General features: G+C 67.5%; 18 protein-coding genes and 2 tRNA genes. 8 read left to right on the forward strand and 12 right to left on the reverse strand.

Translation table 11 applies throughout. From position 1 onward, the window contains the following. Positions 1 to 106: 106 nt before the first annotated feature. The 3 genes from EV192_RS14140 (at position 107) to EV192_RS14150 (ending at position 3,403) form a co-directional block, all read left to right on the forward strand. Positions 107 to 1,387 carry a sensor histidine kinase gene (locus EV192_RS14140; protein WP_165960378.1) on the forward strand — a complete coding sequence of 427 codons (1,281 nt, stop codon included), beginning with the start codon at positions 107 to 109 and terminating at the stop codon, positions 1,385 to 1,387. Further along, positions 1,375 to 2,019, forward strand: a complete 645-nt coding sequence (locus tag EV192_RS14145; protein WP_165960379.1) for a response regulator transcription factor — start codon at positions 1,375 to 1,377, stop codon at positions 2,017 to 2,019. Before EV192_RS14140 ends, EV192_RS14145 begins: the two co-directional genes overlap by 13 nt. A gap of 109 nt (positions 2,020 to 2,128) precedes the next feature. Beyond that, positions 2,129 to 3,403, forward strand: coding sequence for an acyltransferase family protein (locus EV192_RS14150; RefSeq protein WP_243726814.1), 1,275 nt, complete (start codon positions 2,129 to 2,131; stop codon positions 3,401 to 3,403). A 39-nt stretch (positions 3,404 to 3,442) separates the two neighbouring features. Here the strand turns inward: EV192_RS14150 and EV192_RS14155 are convergent, their stop codons facing one another. From EV192_RS14155 to EV192_RS14190, 8 genes are all read right to left on the reverse strand, one after another. After that, a complete protein-coding gene (locus EV192_RS14155) occupies positions 3,443 to 4,324 on the reverse strand; it encodes an amidohydrolase family protein (RefSeq protein WP_243726815.1) in 882 nt (293 codons plus the stop codon). Then, on the reverse strand, positions 4,321 to 4,803 hold the full coding sequence (gene smpB, locus EV192_RS14160) for an SsrA-binding protein SmpB (protein WP_132115119.1): 483 nt from the start codon (positions 4,801 to 4,803) through the stop codon (positions 4,321 to 4,323). The genes EV192_RS14155 and smpB overlap by 4 nt, the downstream gene beginning before the upstream one ends. A 29-nt stretch (positions 4,804 to 4,832) precedes the next feature. Further along, on the reverse strand, positions 4,833 to 5,732 hold the full coding sequence (gene ftsX, locus EV192_RS14165; RefSeq protein ID WP_132115121.1) for a permease-like cell division protein FtsX: 900 nt from the start codon (positions 5,730 to 5,732) through the stop codon (positions 4,833 to 4,835). Positions 5,733 to 5,764: 32 nt separating this feature from the next. Beyond that, positions 5,765 to 6,454, reverse strand: coding sequence for a cell division ATP-binding protein FtsE (gene ftsE, locus EV192_RS14170; protein ID WP_132115123.1), 690 nt, complete (start codon positions 6,452 to 6,454; stop codon positions 5,765 to 5,767). 58 nt (positions 6,455 to 6,512) lie between these two features. Continuing rightward, complete coding sequence (gene prfB, locus EV192_RS14175) at positions 6,513 to 7,610, reverse strand: peptide chain release factor 2 (protein WP_132115125.1); 1,098 nt, start codon at positions 7,608 to 7,610, stop codon at positions 6,513 to 6,515. A gap of 75 nt (positions 7,611 to 7,685) precedes the next feature. After that, positions 7,686 to 8,186 (reverse strand): PadR family transcriptional regulator, encoded by a 501-nt coding sequence (locus EV192_RS14180; RefSeq protein ID WP_132115127.1) that lies wholly within the window; start codon positions 8,184 to 8,186, stop codon positions 7,686 to 7,688. Between the two features lie 102 nt (positions 8,187 to 8,288). Then, complete coding sequence (locus EV192_RS14185; RefSeq protein ID WP_132115129.1) at positions 8,289 to 9,386, reverse strand: hypothetical protein; 1,098 nt, start codon at positions 9,384 to 9,386, stop codon at positions 8,289 to 8,291. Between the two features lie 839 nt (positions 9,387 to 10,225). Beyond that, positions 10,226 to 10,299: transfer RNA gene (locus EV192_RS14190), tRNA-Met, on the reverse strand. 113 nt (positions 10,300 to 10,412) lie between these two features. Between EV192_RS14190 and EV192_RS14195 the strand changes: the two genes are divergently transcribed. After that, positions 10,413 to 11,354, forward strand: a complete 942-nt coding sequence (locus EV192_RS14195) for a GlxA family transcriptional regulator (RefSeq protein WP_132115131.1) — start codon at positions 10,413 to 10,415, stop codon at positions 11,352 to 11,354. Positions 11,355 to 11,375: 21 nt separating this feature from the next. Further along, positions 11,376 to 11,993, forward strand: coding sequence for a DJ-1/PfpI family protein (locus EV192_RS14200; protein WP_132115133.1), 618 nt, complete (start codon positions 11,376 to 11,378; stop codon positions 11,991 to 11,993). 157 nt (positions 11,994 to 12,150) lie between these two features. Here EV192_RS14200 and EV192_RS14205 read toward each other — a convergent pair. Next, a tRNA-Met gene (locus EV192_RS14205) sits at positions 12,151 to 12,224 on the reverse strand. A gap of 74 nt (positions 12,225 to 12,298) precedes the next feature. Next, positions 12,299 to 15,316 (reverse strand): UPF0182 family protein, encoded by a 3,018-nt coding sequence (locus EV192_RS14210; RefSeq protein WP_132115135.1) that lies wholly within the window; start codon positions 15,314 to 15,316, stop codon positions 12,299 to 12,301. Positions 15,317 to 15,439: 123 nt separating this feature from the next. On the opposite strand from EV192_RS14210, the gene EV192_RS14215 reads away from it, so the two are divergent. Continuing rightward, positions 15,440 to 15,958 (forward strand): PPA1309 family protein, encoded by a 519-nt coding sequence (locus tag EV192_RS14215; RefSeq protein WP_132115137.1) that lies wholly within the window; start codon positions 15,440 to 15,442, stop codon positions 15,956 to 15,958. Positions 15,959 to 15,964: 6 nt separating this feature from the next. Here EV192_RS14215 and EV192_RS14220 read toward each other — a convergent pair whose 3' ends face one another. Then, on the reverse strand, positions 15,965 to 17,032 hold the full coding sequence (locus tag EV192_RS14220; RefSeq protein ID WP_243726816.1) for a YlbL family protein: 1,068 nt from the start codon (positions 17,030 to 17,032) through the stop codon (positions 15,965 to 15,967). A gap of 44 nt (positions 17,033 to 17,076) precedes the next feature. Between EV192_RS14220 and EV192_RS14225 the strand changes: the two genes are divergently transcribed. After that, positions 17,077 to 18,372 carry a zinc-dependent metalloprotease gene (locus tag EV192_RS14225; RefSeq protein WP_132115139.1) on the forward strand — a complete coding sequence of 432 codons (1,296 nt, stop codon included), beginning with the start codon at positions 17,077 to 17,079 and terminating at the stop codon, positions 18,370 to 18,372. 469 nt (positions 18,373 to 18,841) lie between these two features. Here the strand turns inward: EV192_RS14225 and EV192_RS14230 are convergent, their stop codons facing one another. Then, on the reverse strand, positions 18,842 to 19,369 hold the full coding sequence (locus tag EV192_RS14230) for a M48 metallopeptidase family protein (RefSeq protein WP_243726817.1): 528 nt from the start codon (positions 19,367 to 19,369) through the stop codon (positions 18,842 to 18,844). A gap of 118 nt (positions 19,370 to 19,487) precedes the next feature. Between EV192_RS14230 and EV192_RS14235 the strand changes: the two genes are divergently transcribed. After that, the gene (locus EV192_RS14235; protein ID WP_132115141.1) at positions 19,488 to 20,507 is read left to right on the forward strand and encodes a hypothetical protein; all 1,020 of its coding nucleotides are present in this window, start codon (positions 19,488 to 19,490) and stop codon (positions 20,505 to 20,507) included. The last annotated feature ends 13 nt before the right edge of the window (positions 20,508 to 20,520 follow it).

A 20,520-nucleotide genomic window follows, 5' to 3' on the forward strand; every position in this document is an offset into this window, starting at 1 on the left:
GTCGCGCCGGGTGGTTCATTCCGGTTATGGGGTGGGGTTGGCCCTACCGTGGGTGGACCGGCTTACTCCATCGCGTGGGCCGGCGTCAGGAGGGATGCTTGGGCCTATGACGACCGAGGTGGAGCAGGTGGATGGCCGCGAGCATCAGCCGCGGTCCTTGGGGGCGAACGTCTACCTGCTGGTCAGCTTCCTGGTGGACGTGTTCTGGTTCCCGACGTCTGTCGCGTTCTTCTTCGCCAGCGTGGGGACCGCGGTGGTGTGGGTGGGTATCCCGTTGATGGCGGCCACCATCCTGTGGTGGCGGCTGTACGCACGGTTCGAGCGACGGTTCGTGTACGCCACGCTCGGTTACTACATCTCGCAGCCGTACCGCTTTCCGGAGAAGAATGTCGGCTGGTTCAGGCGCCTGTTCACCGATCCGGCTACTTGGCGTGACTTGCTGTACCTGGCGGTGACGTTCCCGATCTCGATGGTCTCGTTCATCGTGTTCGTGGTGCTGTGGTCGGTCGGCCTCGGGTTCAGCACGCTGCCGCTGTGGTCCCAGTGGGTCAACACCGACATGATGTTCGGCGGCCCCCGGCATCCGTTCTACGTGATCCACTCGTTCGAGGACACGCTGATCCCGGCCGCGGCGGGTCTGCTGGTGCTGTGTCTGGCGTTTGTGTCGAGCCGCTGGGTGGCGAAGATGCGCGGGAAGATGGCGGTCGCGCTGCTCGGGCCGAGCAAGGCGATGCTGTTGCGGGCCGAGGCCGCGCATCTGCAGGCGAGCCGGGCGCGTGGGGTGGACGCGGCCGAGGCGGAGCGCCGGCGGATCGAGCGGGACCTGCATGACGGCGCCCAGCAGCGGCTGGTGGCCGTGGCGATGAGCCTGGGCCGGGCGAAGAACCGGATGGATCTGGATCCGGAGGCTGCGAAGGCCCTGATCGACGAGGCGCACGCGGACGCCAAGCTCGCCGTCGCCGAGTTGCGGGACCTTGCCCGAGGCATCTATCCGGCCGTGTTGGGCGACCGTGGCCTGGATGCCGCGTTGTCGTCGCTGGCGGCGAAGGCGCCGGTGCCGGTCGACGTCACGGTCGAGCAGTCGCTGTCGACGGACCAGCGTCCGCCCGCGGCCGTGGAGAGCACGGCGTACTTCACGGTGGCCGAGGCGTTGACGAACGTCGCCAAGTACTCGAACGCGACCCGGGCCGCGGTGGACGTCCGGCGGGAACGTGACCACGTGATCGTGGAGATCACCGACAACGGTCAGGGTGGCGCGCACACCAGGCGTGGGGGTGGGCTGGCCGGGCTGGCCGACCGGGCTGCCACCATTGACGGCGTGCTGACCGTTGACAGCCCGCCTGGCGGGCCCACAGTGATCCGTGCGGACCTGCCGTGCGAGTGGTGATCGCCGAGGATTCCGTTCTGCTCCGCGCCGGCATCCAGCGGCTGCTGGCCGACGAGGGCATCGAGACCGTGGCGGCCGTCGAGGACGGTGAGAGCCTGCTCGGCGTGATCGCCGAGCACCGGCCGGATCTGGCCATTGTGGACGTCCGGATGCCGCCGACGTTCACCGACGAGGGCCTGCGAGCCGCGTTGCGGGCGCGTGAGCTCACCCCGGACCTGCCGGTCCTGGTGTTGTCGCAGTACGTGGAGGAGCGCTACGCCGTCGAGTTGGTCTCGGCGGGCGCTGGCGGCGTCGGCTACCTGCTCAAGGAGCGGGTGGCCGACGTCGCCGAGTTCGTCGACGCCGTCCGGCGGGTCGCCCGCGGCGGGACGGTCTTCGACCAGGAGGTGATCTCGCAGCTCATGGCACGTGGCAGACGCAACCCGATCGACGCGCTGACGCCGCGCGAGCGCGAGGTGCTCGGGCTGATGGCGCAGGGCCTGTCCAACACCGCCATCGCGCGCAGCCTGACCGTGTCCGACGGCGCGGTGGAGAAGCACGTGGGGAACATCTTCGCCAAGCTCGGCCTGGAGCCCAGCCAGGAGGAACACCGCAGGGTGCGGGCCGTGCTGGCGTATCTGGAACGTCGATAGGTAGGGACAGCCCCCACCCGAAACGGGCGCAGCCACCAGTGTTCTCGGCACTCTCGACCGGAAAACTCTTGGTAGACAACGAGATTTCCGATCGATGGGGGCAGCGGCGGTGTCCAAACGTGATCCTTTCCTCGACGTGGTCAGGGTTCTGGCGATCATGCTGGTGGTGTTCCAACACTGGCTGGTGCCGGTGCTCGGCTGGACCGGCACCGAGCTGACCACCGGAAACGCCTACGCCACACCGGGTTGGTGGGTGCTGACGTGGGTCGGCCAGGTGATGCCGTTGGTGTTCTTCGCGGGCGGCGCGGCCAACCTGCTGTCACTGCGGACGCACCGGGCGCGCGGCGGCTCGGACCGCGACTGGTTGTCCTCGCGCCTGCACCGGTTGGCGATCCCGTTGCTGCCGTTGATCGCCGTCTGGCTGCTGTTGCCCCGGCTGTTGATGACTTTGGGCGTGCCCGTGCAGCCGTTGAACGTCGGTGCCGCGGTCGTCGGCCAGCTGCTGTGGTTCATGGCCGTCTACCTCGCCGCGATTCTTTTGACTCCGTTGATGCTCCGAGCTCACAAAAAGCACGGTCTGAGCGTCTTCATGGTGTTGGTCGGTGTCTCGGTCCTCATCGATCTGGTGAGGTTCGAAGGTTTCGGGATGGCGGGGTATCTCAATGCGCTGTTCGTCTGGCTGGCTGTGCACCAGCTCGGCTTCCACTACGCGGCGGGCAGGCCGGTGTCGACGCGTGGCGCGGCCACGCTGGCTGTCGGGGGCTTCGGTGTTACCGCGCTGATGGTCGCGTTTGGACCGTATCCGCTGAGCATGGTCGGCATGCCGGGTGCGCCGGTGTCCAACGCGGGCCCGCCGACGACGTGCCTGATCGCGCTCGGGGTCGGCCAGATCGGCCTGGTCCTGCTGGCCCGCCCGGTCATCCGGTCCCTCGTGGCCCGGCCGCGGGCCGCGAAGGTGCTCACGTGGGTGGGTGCCCGGTCGATGAGCCTGTACTTGTGGCACATGTCCGCGATGGTCGCGGTCGCCGGCGTGTGGACGATCGGGTTCGGCTACAGCACACCCACCCCGGGCAGCCTGGCCTGGTTCGCCGTGTTGCCGTTGTGGATCGGGTCGTGTGCCGGGGTGTTGTTCGGCCTGTTGCGGCTGTTCGGCAGGTTCGAGGCGAACGCTCCGGACCCACTGACGCTGCGGCCGCCGATGCCGCAGGTCATGCTGGGCACGGTCCTGGTCGCGGCCGGGACGCTGGGCATCGCGGCCACCGGCTTCACCCCAGGCGGCTCGCTGGTGTCCTCGGGTGCGGCGACGTGGGCCGCGGTCGTCCTCGGTGGACTCGCGGCGGCCCGCTACCGGCTACCTGAGATCAGCGTCGTCCGTCAGGCCTAGGCCTGGACAGGGTGATCGGTTCTCGGCGGACCTGCCCGGTCATGGCACCAGGCGGAGCAGCCGGGCGGGGGTGTCGTGCAGCACGGCGCGCAGGAATCCGGCGCCAAGCTGGTCGTTCGCCTCCGCCCAGCCGGCGATCGCGGCGATCTGGTGGGCGTATTCGTACGGGATGTTCGGGAAGTCGGTGCCCAAAGCGATCCGGTCGGCATGGACCGCCAGCCGGGACACGAAGGTGCCGGGCAGCGGCTGACCGAAGTCGACACCGACCATCGTCGTGTCCAAATGGACGTTCGGATACTGCTCCATCAGGTCGAATGCCAGGTCGTAGTCGGGCATCCCGGCGTGCGCGAGCACCGCGGTGAGCCTTGGGTGTCGTCGCAGGACCTCGTCGAAGACGTCCAGACCGGTGAACCTGCCCCGTAACGGACCGTGTCCACAGTGGATCACCACGGGCACGCCGGCCTCGGCCAGCAGTCCCCACGCCGGGTCCAGTTCGAGCGACCGCGGGTCGTACGCACCGATCTGGACGTGCGCCTTCACGCAGCGGGCGCCGTCGTCCAGGGCTTTCGCCAGGTACTGCTCGACTTCGGGCTCGGGGAACAGGGTCGCGGTCGCAACGGCGCCCGGGGTGCGCGCGGCGAACTCGGCGACCCACTGGTTGAGCCATTCCGCCATGCCCGGTTTGTGCGGGTATACCAACGGCGCGAAGCCGATGACCCCGAACCCGCGCAGCAGCCGGACACGTTCGTCCTCATCGAACCGGTAGCGGATCGGCCAGTCGAAGCCGTAGTTCTCGCGGGCCTTGTCGAAGTACGCCCAGATCTTGCGCAGCACCGACTCCGGCAGGAAGTGCACGTGCAGGTCGACCAGGCCGGGCAAGCCCAGCCCGGCGACCCACGCCGGCAGTTCCTCGTCGTTCACCAACCGCCCCCGCGCTTGCGGGCACGCCCGGCAGCCCGGGTGATCTCCCGTTCCGCGTCCCGCTTGGCCAGCGACTGCCGCTTGTCGTACGACTTCTTGCCCTTGGCCAACGCCAGCTCAACCTTGACCTTGCCGTCCTTGAAGTACATCGACAACGGCACCAGGCTCAGGCCGCTCTCCTTGGTCTTGCCGATCAGCTTGAGGATCTCGTTGCGGTGCAGCAGCAGCTTGCGGCGCCGACGCGGCTCGTGGTTGGTCCACGTGCCCATCTCGTACTCGGCCACATGCAGCCCACGCAGCCACACCTCGCCGTCGTCGACTGTCGCGAACGAGTCCACCAGCGACGCACGCCCGAGCCGCAGGCTCTTCACCTCGGTACCGACCAGCACGATCCCGGCCTCATAGGTGTCCAGGATCTCGTAGTCGTGCCGCGCCTTGCGGTTCGACGCGATCACTTTCTGACCACGTTCTTTCGCCATGGCAAAACCTTACGGCACGTGGCCAGCGGTTATGTTCGGACGTAGAGCCGCAGCGTGCTGTACCCGGTGACCACGGCGACGAGGATCGCGACCAGCAGCATCCACGGCGAGATCGCCACGATGTCCACGGTGCTCACCCCCGGGATGATCCCGGCCTGGATGGGTTCGGCCAGCACTTTGTCGATGAACAACAGCTTGCTGCCGATCAGGCCGGCGATCGCCAGGATGGCACCGACCAGCCCGGCCACCACGGCTTCCAGTAGGAACGGAAGCTGGGTATACCACCGCGTCGCGCCCACCAGGCGCATGATGCCGACTTCCGTCCGCCTCGTGAAGGCGGAGACTTGGATGGTGTTGGTCATCAGCAGGATGGCCGCGATCGCCTGGATCGCCGCGACCACGAACGTGGCCGCCTGGATTCCGTTGAGGACACCGAAGAAGCGTTCCAGGAACACCCCCTGGTCCTCGACCCGGTCGACCCCGGGTTTGCCGGTGAAGGTCTGCACGATGACCGACGCCCGGTCCTGCTCCTTCAGCCGCACGTGGAAGTTCGTCGGCAGCGACTCCTTGCGGGTCAGCTGCAGCAACTCCGGCTGACCGGCGAAGATCTTCTTGAACCGGTCGTACGCCTCGTCCTGGTTCTCGTACGTGACCCCGGAGACGGCCGGGTCGCCCTCCAAGGCGCTGCGCAGGCCGGCGCACGGCTGCTGGGTGCAGGTCGTGTCTCCCCAGACCGTCTTGACGAGGTAGACGTTCACCTCCACCTTGTCGCCGAAGTTGTCCCGCATGTGGTCGATCATGCGGACGACGAGCAGGCCGCCCCCCAGCAGGCCCAGCGAGATCGCGGTGGTCAGGATCATCGCGACGGTCATCGTGACGTTGCGCCGAAGGCCGTTGAAGACCTCGGTCAACACGAAACTGAAACGCATCGGGGTGGGGTTCCTCGGTTCGGGGGTTGGGGCTATCGGCCGACGCCGTACACGCCTCTGGCGTCGTCACGGATGACCCGGCCGAAGGCCAACTCGACCACGCGGCGGCGCATCGAGTCCACGATGGAATGGTCGTGCGTGGCCATCAGCACGGTCGTGCCTGTGCGGTTGATCCGCTCAAGCAGCAGCATGATGTCCTGGCTGGTGTCGGGGTCCAGGTTTCCGGTCGGCTCGTCGGCGAGCAGCACCAACGGCCGGTTCACGAACGCGCGCGCGATGGCCACACGCTGCTGCTCGCCACCGGACAGCTCGTGCGGCATCCGGCCGGCCTTGCCGTCCAGGCCGACCAGCTCGAGCACCTCGGGCACCACCTTCTTGATGGTGTGCGGGGGCTTGCCGATCACCTCGAGGGCGAACGCCACGTTCTCCGCCACGGTCTTGTTGACCAGCAGCCGGAAGTCCTGGAACACACAGCCGATGGACTGCCGCAGACGGGGGACCCTGCGCCGGGCCATCCTGGTGATGTCGAAGTTGTTGACGTAGAGCTTGCCCTTGGAGGGCACTTCCTCGCGCAGCAACAGCCGGAGGAAGGTCGACTTCCCGGACCCGGACGGGCCGATCAGGAAGACGAACTCCCCCCTGTCCATGTCCACCGTGACGTCGTCGAGCGCGGGGCGCGCCGACGTCTTGTAGATCTTGGAAACTTGCTCAAGCCGGATCACGGTCGGCGAGTCTACCCACGACCGTTATCGGGCTGTTGCCTAACCCTCGCTAACACGTTCAGTTGGTCCTTCGCCACCGAATTCCGGCTTCCAGGAAACCGTCGATGTCGCCGTCCAGGACCGCTGTGGGGTTGCCCACCTCGTGCTCGGTCCGCAGGTCCTTGACCATCTGGTACGGGTGCAGAACGTACGATCGCATCTGGTTTCCCCAGCTGGAGCCGCCGTCGCCCTTGAGCTCGTCCATCCTGGCCTGCTCCTCCTGGCGTTGCCGCTCGAGCAGTTTGGCCTGCAGGACGACCATTGCCGACGCCTTGTTCTGCAGCTGGGACCGTTCGTTCTGGCAGGAGACCACGATGCCGGTCGGTATGTGCGTGATGCGTACCGCGGAGTCGGTCGTGTTCACACCCTGGCCGCCGGGTCCCGACGAGCGGTACACGTCGATCCGCAGTTCCTTCTCGTCGATCTCGACGTGATCGGACTGTTCCACGACCGGCACGACTTCGACGCCGGCGAACGACGTCTGCCGGCGGCCCTGGTTGTCGAACGGGGAAATCCGGACAAGTCGGTGCGTACCTTGCTCAACGGACAGCGTGCCGTACGCGTAGGGCGCGGCGACCTTGAACGTGGCCGACTTGATGCCCGCTTCCTCCGCATAGGACGTGTCGAAGACCTCGGTGGAGTACCCGTGCCGCTCCGCCCACCGCATGTACATCCGCAGGAGCATCTCGGCGAAGTCGGCGGCGTCCACACCACCTGCTTCGGAACGGATGGTGACCAGGGCGTCACGCTCGTCGTACTCACCGGACAACAGGGTCCGCACCTCGAGGATGGCGACTTCGGACCGCAGCCGGGCGCGCTCGGAGTCCGCCTCGGCCAGGCTGCCCTCGTCGCCCTCGTCCTCGGCGAGCTCGTAGAGCACCGGCAGGTCGTCGAGGCGTTGCCGCAGCTCAGCGAGGCGACGCAGCTCAGCCTGCTTGTGCGACAGCTGGCTGGTCACCCGCTGGCCCTGCTCGGGGTCGTCCCACAGGGTGGGGCTCGCGGCCTGCTGCTCCAGCTCGGCCACCTGAGCGCGCAGCGCATCGAGATCTGTCACCGCCTCGATGCTGTGCAACGTGGCGGAGAGATCGTTCAGGTCAGCTGCGACGTCCGGGTTCACGGCCAAGAAGGTTACGTCAGACCGTGCGCCGGTGTGTTGCCGGTCGGTCGAAACACAACCGACCGGCGGTGGGTTTCAGTCTTTCGGGACGGCGTCGAGCAGTTTCAGAGCGGCCCTGGCCCGGGCCACCGCGAACTCGCCGATCGCCTTCGCGTAGTTGTCGTCGGTGTTCTTGACCGCGTTGCGGGCCTCCTCCAGCTCGGCGTTGTACGCCGTGCGGGCGGAGTCCACCAGCGCCACGCGCTGCTTGGCGGTCAAGTTGCTGGCGTGCACCAGGCGGAGGATCAGCGGGCTGCGCAGGTGGTCTGGACCAGGCTCTGAGGCAAGCCACGTCTTGAATGCCTTCTTGCCGGCCGCCGTGATCAGGTACTGCTGGCTGGACCGCGGACCCTGCTTGCCGAGCCGGACGAGTCCGGAGTCCGCCAGTGCGGGAAGCTCGCGGTAGACCTGGCTGCGCGTGACGCTGAAGAACGCGCCAAAGCGCTCACGGGCCACCGCGACCAGCTGGCCACCCGTCTTCGGGCCGTCATGGAGCAAGCCGAGCAGAGCCGCGGCTGTTGCGTTCAGTTCAGACACGTAACCACCGTGCCATGAATTTCGCTCGCTGTCCACAATGGGCAGGCAAAGTGTCCACTGTGGCTACTCGTCACCCGGATGTCGCAACTACACCCGATTGGCTCAGTACCCCTTCTGCCGTACCCACTCCGACCAGGCACGGAGCCATTCGTCCTGCCCGGTCATCAGCTCCGCGTGCCAGCGTCGCAACGAGTCATCGTGCGGCAGAGAACTTCTTTCCTGGTGTGCGAACGGGTCGGGCGTCCAGGTGCGTTGGGACGCCCAGACGGTCCGCCAGCTCTCCTGCGCGGGCCGGGAGAGCAGTTCGGTCCGCATCCCGGTCCAGTACAGGAGAGTCTCGGTGACCGCCGCGTCGCGGAGTCGTCGGTTGGCGAACCAACTGGCTTTCTCCTGCAAACGGCCCAACTGGTTCACCAGAATGGTCACGGCCTCATTAGCGTCCTGTCTGGACTGATCGGCCAGGTGCATCTGCGCCCGTACGGCGGCTTCCCAGAGTTCGCCCTGCTTACGACCATTGGCCCGGAGCCGCGGCGGACGCCCTTCCCGCGCCGCCGCCTCCAGTTGGGCACTGCGGGCGAGCGTCACGTCGATCAGGGACCGGTGCGCGGTGGCGACATCGAACGGTCGCTCCATGATGGGCATTGTCGGCGGGTTGGCGCGCAGGTCCCTTAGGTACTCCCGGCGGCCCCGCAGGAACGATTCGAGGTTTGGGACGGCCACCAGGTGGGTAGCGGCCAACTCCCACTCGCGGGCGACCACGATGATGTCCGAATCCCGGTGCCAGCACCGCGCGGCCCACATCTTTCGTCGGGTCCGCAGCAGCGACGCGGGCCGGGGCGTCCCGTTCACGACCACATGGGCCGGTACCGGGTCGCCACCCACCGGTCCGGCATCGTCCATGCTGTCCAGCAGGTTCTCCAGGAACCAGCGGAGGTCCGGCGGTGTGGGCCGACTGTCGCGCCACCGCGCCGTGTGCACCTGGACCAATGGCCCACTCGGACGCATCAGGTCGCCGTAAGCCAGTCCGACACTTTCCACGACGCCGTCATGGATCTCCGCCTCACCGAGTAAGCGCGGCTGTGGCGCGGGCTCGGCCATGCCCAGTAACGGCAACGAGCACGCCCGAACGAGCCGCTCATACTCCGCCTCCTGCCGGGAAAGCAGAGCCTCCATCTCCGGTGAAGGGGGCACGAGCTCCATGTGCCCAGTGTGCCAGCTCCGCCACGAACCGAACACGCTCCCGCGCCGTCCGGCGGCAGATCATCGACCAGCGGCCAACAACGACTACACCCAGTGGCGATCAGTAACGCAAACAAACCCACCCCCAGTCCAAAATAGACCCAACTGGTCCAGTCCACCCCACCCCACCACCCCAAACCCCCAACCCCCAAAAAAACCAGAAAAAGCCAGAGGCCCGACAGAGACGCGAAGAGAAGGACCAAAGAGACAGGAGAGCACGCACAGGCGACACGCACAGAAGAAGCGAGAGGAGGCAGGAGGGCCGAGAGGACAGACAAGTCCGAGGAGGAAGAAGGGAGGTGCAGGACGGAGGGAGCGGAGAAGAAGGGTCGGGAAGAAGAAGGCACGAAGAAGGCGGGAAGAGGAAGACGGGAGGACGAGGGGGAAGAAGGAGGACCAAGAGGTGAGAGGGCACGAGGACACAGGAGAGGAAGGACAGAGGAGAGACGAAAGGAAGGAGGAACGAGGAAGGAGGTCTTTGTGAGCAAGCCGAGCGAGGCGCCAAAGGCGCCCGTAGGGGAGCTGTAGCAAGCGAGGCGCCAAGTGGGCATTGACTGAAGCAGCGCGCCGTAGGCGACCTGGGGTTTGAGGAAGCCGAGCGCGAACCAAAGCGCCGCAGGCGCACGCAGGTTTGTAGCAAGCCAAGCGCAGCGCGGCAGGCGTACGCGGGTGTAGCAAGCCGAGCGCGAAGCGAGGCGCCGTAGGCGCACGTGGGGGGTTTGGGGGGCTCGGCCCCCCAAAATGAAGCGAAGCGGACCCGGGAAGGTGCCAAAGCACCGACCAGGGTCCGCCCATCCGCGTAGCGGGGACAGGATTTGAACCTGCGACCTCTGGGTTATGAGCCCAGCGAGCTACCGAGCTGCTCCACCCCGCGTTGTGTTTTGAACTCTACATGGTCGGTCACGGGGTTTTCGCGGGGGGTGCCTTGGCAGGAAAGGTGGGGTCCGTGGCATTGCGGTCACTGGGTGTCGGCGTGACCATGGAGGCATGCCGAAGCTGGTGCTGATGCCCGTTTTCGACGGGTTCCAGACGCTTGATCTGACCGGCCCGCTGGAGGTCTTCGCGGGCGCGACCCGGCATGTCGGCAACGACTACTACTCGGTGGTGACGGCGTCTGTGGGCGGCGGGCCGGTCCGCAGCCACAGCGGCCTCACTATCGTTCCGGACATCGATCTCGCGGCGGTGTCGGAGGCGCACACGATCGTCGTGCCCGGCGGCACGGGCACCCATGCTCCGCTTCCGAAGCTGGTCGACTGGCTGCGGGTGAACGCTCCGCTGGCCGTCCGGATCGTTTCGGTCTGCAGTGGAGCGTTCCTGTTGGCCGAGGCGGGGCTGCTCGACGGCCGCCGGGCCACTACGCACTGGTCCGTGTGCGACATGCTGGCGAAGATGTTCCCGGACGTCGAGGTCGATCCCGAGCCGATCTTCGTCAGGGACGGCAACGTGGCGACATCGGCGGGTGTCACCAGCGGCATTGATCTGGCGTTGGCGTTGGTGGAGGAGGATCTCGGCCGGGATGTGGCCCTGCTCATCGCCCGCCATCTGGTGATGTATCTCCGCCGGCCGGGCAACCAGACCCAGTTCAGCGCGCAGCTGACCGCGCAGGCCGCGGAACGCCGTCCGCTGCGGGAGGTTCAGCAGTGGATCTCCGAGCATCCGTCGGCGAAGTTGTCGGTCGAGGCACTCGCGGCTCGGGCGAACCTGTCGCCGCGCCAGTTCGCCCGGGTTTTCACCGCGGAGACCGGAATGACGCCGGGCCGCTATGTGGACCGCGTCCGCCTGGAGGCGGCCCGGCGGCAACTGGAGGACACGGAGGCCGGTATCACGAAGATCGCCAAAACCTGCGGTTACGGCACTCCGGAGTCGATGCGCCGGGCATTCGTCAGGGTGCTCGGTGTGTCCCCGGCGGAGTACCGCCGCCGATTCTGACAGTGCGACAAGGGAGGAAAGATGAAAATAGCGATCCTCATCTTCGACCGGTTCACCGCCCTGGACGCGGTCGGCCCGTACGAGGTCCTCAGCTGGCTGCCCAACGCCGACCTGGTCTTTGTCGGCGAGCGAAAAGGCCCGGTCCGTGCACACACCGACCGCTTGGCCATTTCGGCCGACGCGACCTTCGACGAAGTCCCTGAAGCCGACATCCTGGTGATTCCCGGCGGCCCCGGCCAGCAGGCCCTGATGGAAGACAGCCCGACGCACGAGTGGATCCGAGCGGTCGACAGCACCTCGACCTGGACAACCACGGTCTGCACAGGCTCGTTGATCCTGGCGGCCACCGGCCTGCTGAAAGACCGAAAAGCCACGACCCACTGGCACCGCCTGGACCAACTGGCCACCTACGGCGCGATCCCCACATCGGAACGAGTGGTCTTCGACGACAAGTACGTCACCGCGGCCGGAGTCTCTGCCGGAATAGACATGGCCCTAACCCTGACAGCAAAAACAGCCGGAGAAACCCTAGCCCAAAAAATCCAACTACTAATAGAATACGACCCCCAACCCCCCTTCAAAGCCGGCCACCCCAAAACCGCCCCCCAAGAAATCCTAAACGCCCTCCTAACCCCCTAACCCAAAAGGAAAGGAGAAGCGGAGTCTTTTAATACCCCAAGCGGTTAGCGAGGCGCCGAAGGCGCACGTGGGGGGTTTGGGGGGCTCGGCCCCCCAAAATGAAGCGAAGCGGACCCGGGAAGGTGTCTCAACACCGACCAGGGTCCGCCCATCCGCGTAGCGGGGATAGGATTTGAACCTACGACCTCTGGGTTATGAGCCCAGCGAGCTACCGAGCTGCTCCACCCCGCGTTGTGTGTCTATTACTTTACCTGGTGGTTGCGGGGTGGAGCAAATCGGTTGAACGGATTTCCCGTTTTCGCTGGTCAGCCGCCTCCTTGCCCCGGTGTCGGCGACGGCGGCGGGCCGCTCTGCGACGAGGGTGGCGGGGCGGAGGAGGGTGGAGGTGCCGCGGCTTTCGCCGCGTCGAACCGCTTGGTCGCGGCGTCGAGGTCTTCGAGCGCCTTGCCGATGTCACCGAGGCTGCCGCCCTGTTGCGCGGTGTGCAGCTTGGCGATGGCCGCGCTGATGTCCGCGATGGCCGCGTTCAGCTCGGGCGTGTTGCCGGAGTTCTGCTGCGCCGGCGGCGGTGCCGCGGTCGACGTCCCGGTGTCCGTTGTGCCGTTGTTGTCGCCCGGCTTTGTGGTGTTCTGGCCGCTGCCCGGCCCGAAGACCTGGTCGAGCGCGGCGTCCAGGGTGGGCGCGAAGCCGACCTTGCCCTTGTAGGACACCAGGATCCGGGCCAACTGCGGGAAGGCGTTGATGTCCTTCTGTTTCAGGTAGATCGGCTCGATGTACACCAGTCCGCCGCCGACCGGGAGGGTCAGCAGGTTGCCGTACTGGATGTCGGTTCCAGGGTTCTGGAACAGGGTTCTGTCCTTTGCGAACGCGTCCGTGATGCGGAACTGGTTCTGCACCTGGATGGGTCCGGGGATGGTGTCGCCCTCGGTGGGTAGTCGGAGCACGGTGAAGTGTCCGTATGTGCCCGGGTCGGACGACACGGAGATCCACGACGCCAGGAACTGCTGTTTCAACGAGTTCAGCGCGCTGATGACCTGGAACGTCGGCTGGCTCTGGCCGGGCGCCTTGGCCAGTACGTAGTACGGCGGCTGCTTGGCCGCGTTGCCGCTCGGGTCGAGTCCGCCTTCCCTGGTGGGGTCGGCCGGCACGTCCCAGAAGGTCTGCGCGGAGAAGAACTCCTGCGGCGTCTTCACGTGGTACTTGGCGAGCAGCTCACGCTGCACCTTGAACAGGTCCTCCGGGTACCGGAAGTGCGCGCTCAGTTCCGGCGAGACCGCGCTCTTGGGCTGGACCGTCCCGGGGAACACGCTCGACCACGCCTTGAGAACCGGGTCGTTTTCGTCGATGCCGTACAACGTCACGGTGCCGTCGAACGCGTCGACAGTCGCCTTCACGGAGTTGCGGATGTACCCGATCTTGCGGTCCTGCTGCTGGCGGGCCACGCCGGTCAGCGAGTCGTTGGTCACCTGGCCGAACGAGGTGGACTGGGCGTACGGGTAGTTGTCCAGAGTGGTGTATCCGTCGACGATCCACAGGATCCGGCCCTTGACCACGGCCGGGTACGGGTCGGTGTCCAGGGTCAGCCACGGCGCGGCTTTGGCGACCCGGTCCCGCGGGTTCCGGTTGTACATGATCTTCGAGCCGTCGCTGATGCCGCTGTTGAACAGGATGTTGCGCTCGCCGTAGTACGCGGCGAACACCAACCGGTTGAACCAGCTGTCGATCGACACGCCGCCTGTGCCCTTGTACAGGTAGCTCCGGTCGGTCGGGGTGTCGTACTCGCCAGGCGCCTGTCCCCCTGTGCCGCCGACGATCGCGTACTCGGTCCCCAGTTCGCCGTAGTAGACCCGCGGCTCGGTGACCGGGATGTCCATGTGCTGCTTGGAGTTGATGGCGTTGAGGTCGCTCACCGAGAAGATCGGGTAGCCGCCCTGGGTGCTGTTGGTGGGATCGGTCGACGGCGCGCGGTCGATCTTGTTGGCCTGCGCGGCGACGAACCCGTTGCCGTGCGTGTAGACCATGTACTTGTTGATCCACGTGTTCTGGCTGTCGGTCAGGCCGGACGACTTCACCTCGCGGGCGGAGACGATGTACTCCTGCTCCTTGCCGTCCACTATGTACCGGTCGATGTCCAGCTTGTCCGGGAAGCCGTAGAAGTTGGCGCGGGCCTCCTTCTGGTTGAACGTGGTCGACACGATGCTCGGGTCGAGCAGCCGGACGTTCGGGATCGTGCCGGTGTCGTTGCGGATCTGCTGGTCGGCGCCTGCGGTCGCGTTGTTGTGGTACTCGTCCACTGAGATCTTGTCGTCGGTCAGCCCGAACGCCTGTTTCGTACCGTTGAGGTTCCGTTCGATCGACGTGGCCTCTTTCTCGTTGGCGTTCGGCTTGACCGAGAACTGGTCGAGCACGGCCGGCCAGGCGGCGCCGACGAGGAGCCCGGAAAGGACGAGCAGCACCAACGCGATCGCCGGCAGCTGCAGGTTGCGCAGGAACGCACCGACGAAGAACGCGATCGCACAGAAGATCGCGATGGACATCAGGATGAGCTTGGCCGGCATGACCGCTTTGAGGTCGGTGTACGAGGCACCGGTGAACAGGTCGTTGCGGCCGGACCAGAGCAGCGTGTACCGGTCGAAGAACAGGTCGATCCCGTAGACCAGGATGAACAGTCCGGCGACAGTGGACAGGTGCACCCGGGCCGGGCCGGACAGCTGGCCGCCCCGGCCAGCGAGGCGGATGCCGCCGAACAGGTAGTGCGTCACGACGGCGCCGATGAAGGCGATCACGAGCGCGACGTAGAACCAGCCGATCAGCCATTCGTAGAACGGCAGCTTGAACGCGTAGAACCCGATGTCGAGGTTGAACTGCGGGTCGGTCTGCCCGAACGGGACGGAGTGGATCAGCAGCTGGATCTTCTGCCAGTCGCCCTGGCCGCTCCACCCGGCGATGACGCCGACGATGACGGGCAGGCCGATGCCGAACAGCCGGAGCCGCTGGACGATGGTCGAGCGGTAGCGGGCGAGCGGGTCCTCAGTGCCGGACACCGGCACGAACACGGGCCGTGTCCGGTACGCGATGGTCAGGCTGATCGCGAGCAGCCCGCCGACGAAGACCGCGATGGCGAAGAACAACCCGATCCTGGTGAGGACCTGGGTGGTGAACACCGAGCGGAACCCCACCTCGCCGAACCACAGCCAGTCGACGTACGTGTCGAGCAACCGGGAGCCGACAAGGAGGACGAGGACGATCACCGCCGCGATGATCAGCAGGATGCGGCTGCGGCGAGACAACTTCGGCAAGCCGATCGAGGGCCGAGAGGCCACTGGACACGCTCCTGGTGTAGCGATCTTCATTCGGGCGGACAGCCGCCCGCTCGACAGCCATCCCAGATGTCCAACTCTACGGACGGTGTTCCGGTTCCCGACTCGGGGCGCCCGGATGGGAGCATGGGCGCCGTGTCGAGCACCGAGCGTTCCGTCGATCTCCCGTCGCTGGCCAAGGAGGTCGAGAGCTTCGTCGGCGCGGCCGGCTGGGACCAGCCGCCCCAGCTGTTCGCCCTGGTCCCCACGGCCGATCTGCTGGCGGCCCAGCCCGACCTGGCCGGCCAGCTGGACCCGGGCGCGGCACTGACGCCGATCGCGCAGGACGAGCTTCCTGAGGGTGATCTCAGCAAAGCCCTCGCGGAGATCATGTGGCCGCCCGCGGTGCACGGCTGCGCGCTGGTGCAGGAGATAGTGGTGCTGCCGCCGGCGGCCGAGGCGGAACTGGCCGACGAACACGACGAGACCAGGCTGCGCCAGTTGGCCATTGACCATCCGGAGCGCCAGGAGGCCCGCCTGGTGGCCGCGGTGCTGAGAACCGGCGACCGCGCGTGCGTGATGCGGTTGCGCGACCACGAGGACCTGCTGACCGGCCCGGACCTGGCGTCGAACCTGACGGCGGCCCTCAGCGCCACCTTCGACTGAGCGCCGTCAGCAACCGGGGACCGGCTTGCCCGCCTTGAGGTCCTTGAGTGCCTGCACGGCCCCGGCCAGGGTGTCCACCTTGACCAGCTGCAGGCCGGCCGGCGGGTTGCCCATCGCCTCCGCGCAGTTGTCCTTCGGCACGAGGAACACCTTGGCGCCGTCCTCGGCCGCGGCGACCAGCTTGAACGGGATCCCGCCGATCTGCCCGACGTTGCCCCTGGGGTCGATCTCGCCGGTGCCGGCGATCGGCCGGCCGCCGGCCAGGTCGTCGCCGGTCAGCCGGTCCACGATGGCCAGCGAGAAGATCAGCCCGGCCGAGGGTCCGCCGACGTCCTGCAGGTGGATCGTGGTCTTGAACGGCACGTCCGCGCGGTCGACCGCGCTGATCCCCATGAACCCCTGGTCGCGGTCGGTCGCCTTGCCCAGGGTCAGCGACAGGGTCTGCCGGGCGCCGCCGCGTTCCAGCACGACCTGGATGACCTGGCCGGGCCGGGTGTCCCTGACCGAGTTCACCACGTCGTCCTGCTGGTGGACGTCGTGCCCGTTGACCGTGATCAGCTTGTCGCCCGGCTTGATCACCTGGTCCGCGGGCGCGCCCTGGGTGACCTGGTTGACGATCACCTTGACCGGGTTGCCGAGGTAGCGCAGCGCGGCGACCTCGGCGTCGCTCTGCGAGTCCTGGAACAGCTGGACGTTCTGCTTCTGGACGTCGTCCTCGGTCTGGCCCGGCTTGATGTACTCCTCGCGCGGCGCGAGCGCGTAGCGGCCGCTGACCCACAGGCCGAACGCGCCGAACAGCGTGACGTCACGCTTCAGCGAAACGGTCGTCATCCGCAGCTGCCCGGTGGTCGGGTACGTCTTGGTGCCCTCCACCTGGACGATCTCGGTGCCGTTGACCTCGCTGAGCGTGTCGTACGTCGGTCCGGGGCCGAGCGCCACGAACGGGACGGGCACGAGCGCGCCAAGGATCGCCAGCACGATCACGATCAGAATGCTCAGCAGCACCGTCCACCCGCGGCGGCTCAGCTGCCAGCGCTCGTCCCGAGCTGGGGCCTGTTCGCTGGGAGTACTCACGAGGCCACAGCCTACGACCAGGCCACGCCGCGTACCGTGGAGGTATGAACGACCTCCCCTTCGGCTTCAACTTGCCGGAGCCCAACGACGGCGACAAGAACGATCCCGCCAAGAAGAACACGCCGGGCGGAGGTCAGGAGAATCCGTTCGGCCAGCTCGGGGAGATGCTCAGCCAACTCGGCCAGATGCTCAGCCAGGCCGGGAACTCGACCGGGCCGGTCAACTACGACCTGGCCAAGCAGATCGCGATGCAGCGACTGGCCGAGACCGAGCCGGCCGGCGCCGAGTCGCCTGAGGCGGTCGCCGACGCCGCCCGGCTGGCCGAGCTGTGGCTGGACGCGGTGACGATCCTGCCGGCCGGCGCCACGTCGACCAGGTCGTGGACGGCCAAGGACTGGGTGGAGAAGACCCTGCCGACCTGGCAGCGGCTGTGCGACCCGGTGGCCCGCCGGATGTCCGGCGCGTGGGTGGACGCACTGCCGAGCGAGGCCAAGGAGGCGGCTGGCCCGCTGCTGTCCATGGTCGGCCAGATGGGCGGCATGGCGTTCGGGTCTCAGTTGGGTAACGCTCTCGCACAGCTCGGCGCCGAAGTTCTCACATCGACCGATATCGGGCTGCCGCTCGGCCCGGAGGCGGTCGGCGCCCTGCTGCCGGTGAACATCTCGAAGTTCAGCGAGGGCCTGGAGCGGCCCGCCAGCGAGGTCCTCGTCTTCCTCGCCGCGCGCGAGGCCGCGCACCAACGCCTGTTCGCTCACGTTCCGTGGCTACGGCAGCGCCTGCTGGCGACGGTCGAGGAGTTCGCCCGCGGCATCACGGTCGACACGTCCGCACTCGAACAACTGACCGCCCAGGTCGACCCGGCCAACCCACAGTCGATCGAGCAGGTCATGCAGTCCGGCATGTTCGAGCCGCAGACCACACCGGAGCAGGAGGTCGCGCTGGCCCGGTTGGAGACCTTGCTCGCGCTGGTCGAAGGCTGGGTGGACGTGGTGGTCGCGGACGCGGTGGCCGACCGGCTGCCGGGTGCGGACGCCCTGCGTGAGACGCTCCGCCGCCGGCGCGCCTCAGGTGGCCCGGCCGAGCAGACGTTCGCCACCCTGGTCGGGCTGGAACTGCGGCCACGCCGGCTGCGAGCGGCCTCCGCCCTGTGGCGTCTGGTCGGCGACAAGCACGGAACCGACGTCCGGGACGGCATCTGGGCGCACCCCGACCTGGTGCCCACCGCCGAGGACCTGGACGACCCGATGGAGTTCGCCGACCGGCTGGCCGCCGGCGCGACCGAGGACCCGATCGCCGAGCTCAAGCGCACCGAAGAAGCCGAGCGCGACGAGGACGAGTGACGCCGCCGGCGGGGTGACCCCTCGGCCTGCTGCCCGACAGCCACCTCGCCGCCGGGCGTCACCCCGCCACGGGGTACCCCGTCCCCGCCAGGCGCCCTCGCCACGGGGCGCCCCATCGCCACCCGGCACCCATCGCCGCCCGGCACCCATCGCCGCCCGGCACCCATCACCACCCGGCACCCATCACCACTGGGTGCCACCTCGCCACCTGATACTCGTTACCGCTGGGCACCTTGTCGCTGCCGGGGCGCCACCTCACCGCCACCCGATCACCGCCTCGCCACCGAGCACCCATCTCTCTACCTGACACCCTGTCACCGCCCGTCACCCCGTGCGCCGAGCCGACCCGACCAGATTCCCCACCCTCGCCGACTCAGCGCCCCCGTGCGCTGCCGGCGCACCACACGAACCAGGGCGGGCCATCCGGCAAGATGGCCCGCCCCGAGCACCAGTGCCCCCGTTCCCCTTCTCAGTCGTCCATCGGCCCTGAGCCCGCCGCCGACGCCAGACCTTCGAGGTACCCGATGGCCCGCTCGGTGCGCGGATAGCGTTGTACCAGCTCCCAGAACTCCTGGTCATGACCTGGTACCAGCAGGTGCGCCAACTCGTGCACCAGCACGTAGTCCAACACCCACGGCGGCACTGCCCGCAAGCGCTCGCTGATCCGGATCGTCCGGTCGACGGGCGTGCAGGATGCCCAACGCGTGCGCATGGGTGGCACCCAACGCACGCTCAACGGGACGGCCACGCCGTCCAGATGTCGCTCCGACAGCTCCGCACACCTGGCGAGCAGCGCGCTGTCCGACGTCCTGGCCGGAGACCGGCGCTTGGACTCGCTGCGCAGCAGGCGGCGTTGCATCTCGGCAACCCAATGCGCTTCTTCTTTCTTGGTCATCCGAGCAGGGAGCAGGACGACAAGGGTGTCCCCCTCCCGGTACGCGGTGACTGTCCGAGTACGCCGCTTGCTGCGACGTACTTCGACGAGTGGTTCGGCCACCCGACAACCGTACGACCAACCACCGACAATCCGGGACTCGCCAGGAGGGTGACCTTCACCCACAGGCCCCTGTGGACAACCGTTTGGCATGTCACGCATCCCTTGCGAGCCTTAAGGTATGTCACATAGTGAGAGCATGCTGCCCCGCCGACTGAGGTTGCTCGCGGGGCTGCCCGTGCTGCGCCGCGGCGACCACGAGATCCAGCTCGGTCTTGATCCGCGACACGCCGTGGTGATCGAAGGAGTAACCAAGACGATCGCGGAGAGTGTTCGCCAGCTGGACGGGCACGCGCACACCCGGCAGCTGCTCGAGCGAACCCCGGAGGCCGACCGGCCGGCGTTGATCTCGCTGCTGCGCGAGCTGTTCGAGATCGGGATGGTCGAGGACGCGACGGAATCCGGCGCACCCTGCCGACTGACAGCCGACGCCATGACGTGGGCACTGCGCACCGGCGGCATTCCGGGCCAGTTGGCCGGTTCGCGCCGTGCCGCGTCCGTGCTGGTGCACGGATCCGGCCGGATCGGAGTCGCGGTCGGCAGCCTGTTGGTGGCCGCCGGCATCGGCGCGGTCGAGGTGAGCGCCGAAGGACACGTCGCCCCGGAGGACATCGGCTGCGGCTATCTCGACGCCGACCTCGGCACACCGAGGCGGGTCGCGGCCCGCCGGGCGTTGCAACGGCACGGCGATGTACGCCGGGTGATCAAGCCGAACCTGGTCGTGCTGACCGACTCCGCGGTGCCAGCGCCCGAGGTGGTCGCCCAGCTGCTGGCCGGTTCGGTCCCCCATCTGGCCGCACGGGTCCGTGAAGGCCTGGGCATCGTCGGGCCGTTCGTCGTTCCCGGCCGCAGCAGCTGCCTCGGCTGCGCCGACCTGCACCGGGCGGATATCGACCCCAAGTGGCCGACGGTCGCGGCCCAGCTCGTCGGCCGGATCCAGCCGGCCGACCTGACCAGCGCGCACGTGACCGCCGCGCTGGCCGCCGAGCAGGTCCTGCAGGCCCTGGCCTGGTTGCCGAACGGTGATCGACTGCCGCCGACGTGGAACACCACGATCGAACTGGACCCGTTCCACGGCCGGATCCACCACCGCGACTGGCCACCCCATCCAGCGTGCACGTGTGGCGCGCGACAGCCGTAGAACCAGGAAAAGG

It is taken from the genome of Actinocrispum wychmicini (assembly GCF_004345645.1).
GTDB classification, from domain to species: domain Bacteria; phylum Actinomycetota; class Actinomycetes; order Mycobacteriales; family Pseudonocardiaceae; genus Kibdelosporangium; species Kibdelosporangium wychmicini.